The organism is Leifsonia sp. HAY1-4F, from assembly GCF_056755275.1.
Genome location: NZ_JBNDHX010000379.1, coordinates 1 through 259, shown reverse-complemented (window position 1 = coordinate 259; position 259 = coordinate 1). Strand labels below are relative to the sequence as shown.

At 62.9% G+C, this 259-nt stretch carries 1 protein-coding gene; it reads left to right on the top strand.

The features are described from left to right. Positions 1-24: 24 nt before the first annotated feature. On the top strand, positions 25-259 hold a 235-nt coding region (locus tag ACPYOG_RS19885; protein WP_481295837.1), incomplete at its 3' end, for a VOC family protein.

Genomic DNA, 259 nt, shown 5'->3' with positions numbered 1-259 from the left:
AGTGTGTGGTTCATGAACATTTCCTTGAAGTACGCACACGTCACTGTCAACGACGTCGATGAGTCGCTCGCCTTCTATCGCGACGCCCTCGGCTTCCAGGTCCGCAACGACGTCGGATCCGATGGCCAGCGCTGGGTGACTTTGGGCAGCGATGCCCAGCCCGATCTCGAACTGGTCCTCTCCCCGCCGCACGCCGGCCGCTCCCAAGCTGACGGCGACGCCATCCAGGAGCTCCTCACCAAGGGCGTCATGCCAATGC